This window comes from Ruegeria sp. BE10 (assembly GCF_056538905.1).
Window position 1 is genome coordinate 254,344 of the sequence record NZ_JBQFTX010000006.1, and the last position, 6,000, is coordinate 260,343.

Annotated in this window: 6 protein-coding genes; 1 reads left to right on the top strand and 5 read right to left on the bottom strand. The window is 57.6% G+C overall.

The annotated features are described in order from the left end of the window. The first annotated feature begins 150 nt into the window (after positions 1-150). Positions 151-1,533 (top strand): D-alanyl-D-alanine carboxypeptidase family protein, encoded by a 1,383-nt coding sequence (locus ACR0M2_RS15275; protein ID WP_170412917.1) that lies wholly within the window; start codon positions 151-153, stop codon positions 1,531-1,533. A 71-nt stretch (positions 1,534-1,604) separates the two neighbouring features. On the opposite strand, the gene ACR0M2_RS15280 is transcribed toward ACR0M2_RS15275, so the two are convergent. The 5 genes from ACR0M2_RS15280 to ACR0M2_RS15300 all read right to left on the bottom strand — a co-directional run. Further along, positions 1,605-2,852: a hypothetical protein gene (locus tag ACR0M2_RS15280; RefSeq protein WP_170412920.1), complete on the bottom strand. Its 1,248-nt coding sequence runs from the start codon at positions 2,850-2,852 to the stop codon at positions 1,605-1,607. Positions 2,853-3,003: 151 nt separating this feature from the next. Then, complete coding sequence (locus tag ACR0M2_RS15285; protein ID WP_480705830.1) at positions 3,004-3,765, bottom strand: LamB/YcsF family protein; 762 nt, start codon at positions 3,763-3,765, stop codon at positions 3,004-3,006. Positions 3,766-3,776: 11 nt separating this feature from the next. Beyond that, positions 3,777-4,775, bottom strand: a complete 999-nt coding sequence (locus ACR0M2_RS15290; RefSeq protein WP_480705832.1) for a 5-oxoprolinase subunit C family protein — start codon at positions 4,773-4,775, stop codon at positions 3,777-3,779. After that, positions 4,772-5,524 carry a 5-oxoprolinase subunit B family protein gene (locus ACR0M2_RS15295; protein WP_170412930.1) on the bottom strand — a complete coding sequence of 251 codons (753 nt, stop codon included), beginning with the start codon at positions 5,522-5,524 and terminating at the stop codon, positions 4,772-4,774. Before ACR0M2_RS15295 ends, ACR0M2_RS15290 begins: the two co-directional genes overlap by 4 nt. Positions 5,525-5,816: 292 nt before the next feature. Next, positions 5,817-6,000 (bottom strand): hypothetical protein (locus ACR0M2_RS15300; RefSeq protein WP_480705834.1); only part of this gene is annotated, 184 nt, incomplete at its 5' end.

The following is a 6,000-nucleotide window of genomic DNA, read 5'->3' on the forward strand; positions in this document are numbered from 1 at the left end:
GCGAATTCACGAGCTTTTTGTTTCTTTCACTTGGTCTCTGTGTTAGCCTGATCAATAATAAAATAATTATTTAGCCGACCGGGAAAACCCGGCGGCCCGAGGTAGACAGAGGCAAAGATCGTGCAGGTTCGGCGGACAGTTCCGGCCCGAATGGGCTTATTCCTTATAGCATTCTTGTGGCTGCTCTCCTTTGCGCCGTTGCAAGGGGTGGCTGCTCCTTATGCGGCGATGGTGATTGATGCACGCACTGGCGAGGTGCTGCATTCGCGCAATGCCGACACACGGCTGCATCCGGCTTCGCTGACAAAGATGATGACGCTTTATATTGCGTTCGAAGCGGTGCGGAACGGTGAGATCGATCTGGATACCCAGGTGCGCATCACCAAAAAGGCCGCGTCCGAGCCGCCGTCAAAGCTGGGCTTGCGGTCCGGTCAGCGAATTGCATTCCGCTATCTGATCCGTGCCGCGGCGGTTAAATCGGCGAACGACGCTGCTACCGCCATCGGTATTGCGATCAGCGGGTCCGAGGCCGCCTTTGCCCGCCGCATGACCCGTACTGCTAAGGCGATGGGCATGAGCCGCACAACCTTCAAGAACGCGCATGGTTTGACGGAATCAGGCCACCTGTCGACCGCGCGCGATATGACCACTTTGGGCCGTCATCTGCTGTATGATTACCCGCAATACTACAATCTGTTCTCGCGCCAATCGACACATGCGGGGATCAAGACCGTTCCCAACACCAACCGCCGCCTGCTGGCCGCCTATAAGGGCGCTGATGGGATCAAGACAGGCTACACCCGGGCTGCGGGCTTCAATCTTGTGGCCTCGGCCAAGCGCAAAGATGAACGTATCATCGCCACCGTCTTTGGCGGCAAGTCGGGTGCATCGCGCAACGCCAAAGTGGCCGAGCTGTTGGACATGGGCTTCCGCCGCGCCCCGTCTCGGGCACCGATCCGTAAACCGGCGCGCCCGGCCTATGCCGGGAATGCCGGATTGGGCGCGACGGTTGCAGCTCTGACCGGTGCACCAAATTCCAGTCTCCGTCCGGTACTGCGTCCAACGGCAGGGTCTGCAGTACAGGTTGCGGGCACGGTTGCTGCGACAGCGGCCAAGAACGGCGCGCGTATTCAGGACGGTATTGCAGCCGCCATGGCCGCTGCGGATATCCAAACCCCAACCGGCGACACAGCGCGCCCCGCTGCGCGTCCGGATGATCTGGTTCTGGCGTCGGCCGATCCGGCCGTGCAGCCGGAACCCGAACCGGAAATTGTCACCCGCCTTTCCACGTCCGGCGGGCATCTGTGGGGCGTCAACGTGGGCCGCTATACCACCCGATACGAGGCGGAAAAGGTTTTGCTGAAAACTGCCCTGTCGGAAATGACCACTCTGGAAGGCACGCTGCGCAAGGTGAACCAAAGCTCGCGCGGCTTTGACGCGACATTCCAGGGCATGACCCGCGAACAGGCCGATTTGGCCTGCCGCAGGCTTCAGGCCCGGAATGTCACCTGTTTCATGATCGGGCCGTCATAAGATCCGACATATACTCTCCTGGATGGATCTGGGCTGCGAGGAAACTCGCAGCCCTTTTTTGTCAGGGCGTTTTAGTCGAACACGTGGCCATGCTGGTATTGTTCGTCCTGCCCGGCGGCGGCTGTCAGGGCCGCCACGTTGTCCTTGGTGAAGAACCCGTCATAGTGGTGGCAGCGTTCGATATATTCCGTGATCAGCAGCGTATTCTTCGAGTGTTTCGAGAAAATCTGCTTGAGGTTCGGATCGTCTTTGCATTCACCCACCACATGGGCCAGAAACGGCACGCCTTTATCCTTGAGCGTATTAACCACGAAATCGACGTTTTTCTCACCGGCGTTGTGATCACCGTCCTGAATTTCGATGGCCATGTGATGCAGGCGACGGCCAAAATTTCGGACGAAATCCTCGGTCGGCATCGGCAGTTGCTCGAATGAATTGATGAAGGACGGGGTGTTGTTGGCTGTGAAGACCTTGGCAGGCGATTTCTTGTCATCATCCACATTCGGGTTTCGGTTCACGTTGGTCGACGAGTTCATGTCAAAGATGTTGTACGCACCCCAGAAGTAATAGGGCACCATGGTCAGAAATTCGAGGATCGCGTCCTCACGCTCACCGGCCAGAATGCGGGTGGCAAGGTGGTCGACCCCCAGCATCAAGGGTGAGATTTTGCTGTCAGAGCCAAAAGCCGCAGCTTGATCTAGCTGCGCCTGCTCGGCATCACTTAGCAACACGCGGTCACCCAGACCCAGGCTGTCGGGGTCATTGAAATCCAGCGTGGAATAACCGACCCGGTTGCAAGTGAAATCCGACGGGGTGGTGAACCGGAACCCATCCAGCGTGTAGAACGGGTTTTCGGTATCGCCTTCATACTCAAAGCGGATATTCTGATCCTCAAGCGTCTTGCTAAGGGTATTCAAGTCTGTCACGCCGTAAATCTCTCCGACGTAACGTGTTTGCGGAGTGCCGCGCGCCAGCGGATACATGCGGTTGATGCGGGGAATGAAATCCTCAAAGCTGGGGCTGAGCGGCGCCATCACGATCAACGCCGGGTAGTCGGCATGCGAATGCAGGACCGAAAACTTATGCGTTTGCCCCAAATATGTGGCCGTGTGGCGATAAGGGGTCATCACATACAATTCGATCAGCGTATCGAACAGCGCCGTGGTTTCCACTTGCTGGACAATCGCCCGCATCGGCCCGACCTGATCGGCAACACCAGAGCTGCTGCGCCGCTCATAAATTTTGGGTAGATACTCGCCGAAGAAGTCAGAGTTCTTCTTGTCCCCGCGCGGTTCATAAGACATCAAATCGAAAGACATAAATTTCCCTCCTTGCGTGGGCCCAGAGAGTTCTGGGTCCGGCGTTGCCTGGATTTCCAATAATCAGAACATGCACTTGCAGGCATGCTAGGGTCAGAAATCCAACTGGGCAACAGTAAGAAGGTGGGGTGCAAACCTTACACCCAGATGTCTATCGGGTGAATTTTGTCACCTCGACGCCACCTGCGATAAGGTTCTCGCGAACAGACCGGGCGATCTGTACCGCGGTCGGCCCATCCCCATGCAGGCAGATCGTGTCGATTGAGGTTTCCAACCGCTTGCCGGTTTCGGTGATGATTGCACCTTTGCGGACCATGTTCAGCATGCGTGGTCCTGCCAGTTCGGGGTCGTGGATGACCGCGCCGGGCAGGCTGCGATCAACAAGCGTACCGTCATCGTTATAGGCGCGGTCGGCAAAAATTTCTCCCACCCATTTGCAACCCAATTCGCGCACGGCCTCTTCCTGCTTGGTAACAGCTAGCACCATGACAATAATGTCCGGGTCCACGTCCAGCGCGCCCTGATAACAAGCTCGTGCCATGTCGATATCGACCGAACACATATTGGCCAAAGCACCGTGCAGCTTCAGATGCCGGACCTTCGTACCAACCGCCTTGGCCATGCCTATCGCCGCGCCAAGTTGAAAACGGACCAGATTGCGCAGGGTTTCGTGGGGCACCTTCATATTGCGGCGGCCAAATCCCTGCAGATCGGGAAAGCCGGGATGCGCGCCGATGCCGACATCGTTCTGGGCAGCCGACGTCATCGTTTTCGCCATGACATCGGGATCGCCCGCATGAAAACCACACGCGATATTGGCCGAGGTGATGATCTTCAGCAGGCTTTCATCATCGCCCATATTCCAAGGGCCAAAGCTTTCCCCCATATCGGCATTCAAATCGACGCTGGGCATCGGCAAACTCCTTATTCGGTGCCAGAGATCATTCCGCTGATCAATTGATAGGATAACAGGTCGGGGATGTCGTGCGGATCGTGGACCAAGGGCTCGACCCGCGCGCGCAATCGCGACAGATCGGACAGGTAAGTGGCGTGCAGGGCGACGGCCTCGTCCATGGACACAAATGTAAACTTTATCTGCCCGCCGGCCGGGGTTTGCGCCGCCCGGGGCAGATCGCAGGGCAGGACAGTGGCGATACGAGGGTAACCACCGGTCGTCTGGCACTCGGGCAGCAGAATAAAGGGGTTTCCGGTGCCGGTCATCTGGATGTCGCCCGGGGTGATCACATCTGACAGAATGTTCAATTGACCCTTTGCGGCAAAGCCTTCGCCATCGTTTTCCAATTGCATACCCATTCGGTTGGCCCGCGCACCGCGCCGAAACGCGGTTTCGGTAAAACGGTCCAGCGTTTCTGGATCGAAAAGGGGGGTCTGGAAGCTTGCCAACACGCGCAGGGTGCCCCCGGAAAATCGGTCATCGGGGCGCAGTTTCATACCGGTGTTGCCTGAATAGGGACCGACGGGCAGTCGGTCGCCGGCCTGCACGGCACGCCCGACATTCGCTGTCAGGTGGGCGGAACGTGAACCCAGAAACAGCGGTACTTCAAATCCGCCACCAACATGCAAATAGCCATAGTTGCCCTGATTGGCGGCGCCGATCGTCAGCTTCTGACCCGCCTCCATAGAGAAAGAGGCATTCCAGACAATCGGGACGCCATCGATACTGGCCTGCATTGGCGCGCCGGTCAGGGCGATGCTGACCGGTTGCGTGGCCTCGAACGTGCCGCCCATTCCCGCCATTTCCAGGGCTGCGCAGTCCGGGCTTTGACCCAGCAGCGCGGCACCCTCATGCAACGCCAGTTGATCTGCCGCCCCTGACCGTGAAAGTCCCTGATCCAGATATCCCGAACGCCCCTGATCCTGAATGGTGCAGGCCGGGCCAATCTGATGTACCAGCAGGCTCATGCCGGGATCTCCTCTCGGGTCGCCCCGCCTAGACCATCATTGGTTTCGCGTATCTGTTCCAGTTCTGCGCGTGAGACCGGCAGAAATTGCATCTCGTCGCCGGGGCGCAGGACAAAGCTCTGTTCGGCTTCGGGGCGGAAACAGCGAAAAGCGGTTTGGCCGACATGTCTCCATCCTGTCGGATTGGGCCTGGAAAACAGCACAAGTTGCGATATCGCCAGGATCAGCGCTCCTTCCGGCACCATAGGGGTGAGCTTCTTGAGGCGTGGAATGTTGAACTCTGGCCCTAGCGGTCCAAGATATGGCAGGCCGGGTGCAAAGCCGATGGTTAGAACGCGAACACGGGTTTCACTCAGGCGTCGTATGGCTTCGGTTGGTGTCAGCCCAGCTGCCGCTGCGGTTTCGTCCAATTGCGGCGCTAATTCACCTCCGTACACAGTGGGTACCTGCCACAAGCGGCGACCTGCAGGAAGCGGTGCCCGATACCAGTCTTGTTGATGCAGCATCTCTTCGATCCGCCCGTGGATTTCCTTGTGCGGCAGGGCAAGGGGATCGAACCGAACATAGGCCGAGGCCAGAGACGCCGATGTCTCAATCACACCTTCCCATCCAAGAAGGTCGACTGCATTGCGAAATGCAAGCGCCGCCCGGTTCGAGGATTCAGCCATCGTGTCAGCAAACGAGACCAATAGACCGTCCTGACCAACCGTCCGTATACAAGGAAAGGGATGCGCGTGCGTAGCTGTCATATTACTGTGCGTTTGGCTGTCTCTTTCCGACGAGGTGACAGTATCCGAGGGTAATGCGCAAGACCCGGCGCGCGCGTTGTGCCTTTTTCAGTGCCCTGTTTGGTGGCGAGTCGGGGAAACGGGCTCAAAATTGACTCGGATCAGATGATGCGACTCGGTTGGGTCTTGTGGATGTCGGCTGGGAACTCACTATATATAGGGTATGCGGGTGGTTGACCGACTGCGTTTGGTGGGGCAACTGCGTGTGCCTACTGCGTGAGCGGTGTATGTGGCTTAGTTGAGTGTATCTCAATCATTTGAAAAATAAGTGAAAAATATCAATTCGCAAAAAAAACGCGCAAGATGCAATTTTCCACTTGCGGGTTGTTTGGGTAAACCTTAGAACCCCCTTCACCGGCGCTGCTGAGGCGGTGTTGGGACGCTGGAGACGGCGGAGACGCTCAGGAGAGACTGGGGGCATCTTGAGGGATTTGTTA

Coding starts and splice junctions, on each gene's coding strand:
- ACR0M2_RS15275 (WP_170412917.1), top strand. CDS start 151: ATGGGCTTATTCCTTATAGCATTCTTGTGGCTGCTCTCCTTTGCGCCG.
- ACR0M2_RS15280 (WP_170412920.1), bottom strand. CDS start 2,852: ATGTCTTTCGATTTGATGTCTTATGAACCGCGCGGGGACAAGAAGAAC.
- ACR0M2_RS15285 (WP_480705830.1), bottom strand. CDS start 3,765: ATGCCCAGCGTCGATTTGAATGCCGATATGGGGGAAAGCTTTGGCCCT.
- ACR0M2_RS15290 (WP_480705832.1), bottom strand. CDS start 4,775: ATGAGCCTGCTGGTACATCAGATTGGCCCGGCCTGCACCATTCAGGAT.
- ACR0M2_RS15295 (WP_170412930.1), bottom strand. CDS start 5,524: ATGACAGCTACGCACGCGCATCCCTTTCCTTGTATACGGACGGTTGGT.